We start from the raw sequence: 517 nt of genomic DNA, 5'->3' as shown, positions 1-517 counted from the left end.
TGCCAAGTTGTTCAAGGCCTCCAGCATCGATGTCTCCGGCTATCTGGATGCCGGGTACATCGGCCACAACCAGATGCCTGATCCCAATGTTCAGGTGTTTGATACCAGTAAAAATTCCTTCAGCCTTAACCAGGCCTCCATCACCATGTCTCAAACTCCCAAGGAGGGGATGGGCTGGCTGGTGGATTTAATTGCCGGGAGTAATGCGGGGTATCTGTGTTCCTACGGGGCCTGTTCCGGAAATAATCTCAACCAATACAATTCCACCATGGGTTCAGGGGGGAACTTCGATCCCACCCAGGCGTACATGCAATATGCCACTGGACCCTGGACCCTGATCGGCGGGAAGTTCAATTCCATGTCGGGGGTTGAAGTCCCCAACAGCGTGGCAGATACCAACATTACCCGTTCCATCCTCTATGGCCACAGCCCCTTTACCCATACGGGGGTGCGTGCCGTGAACGCTTTGACGGATGCCACTACTGTAACCATGGGGGTCAACAATGGCTGGGACCAG

Annotated in this window: 1 protein-coding gene; it reads left to right on the top strand. The window is 54.4% G+C overall.

Annotated features, from left to right (window positions below; all coding sequences use genetic code 11):
* Positions 1-517 (top strand): outer membrane beta-barrel protein (locus IV91_RS0114575; RefSeq protein ID WP_031599551.1); only part of this gene is annotated, 517 nt, incomplete at both ends.

The organism is Ferrovum myxofaciens (genome assembly GCF_000735045.1).
GTDB classification, from domain to species: domain Bacteria; phylum Pseudomonadota; class Gammaproteobacteria; order Burkholderiales; family Ferrovaceae; genus Ferrovum; species Ferrovum myxofaciens.
The sequence above is the reverse complement of the archived record's forward strand: the minus strand, read 5'-3'. Positions and strand labels throughout refer to the sequence as shown.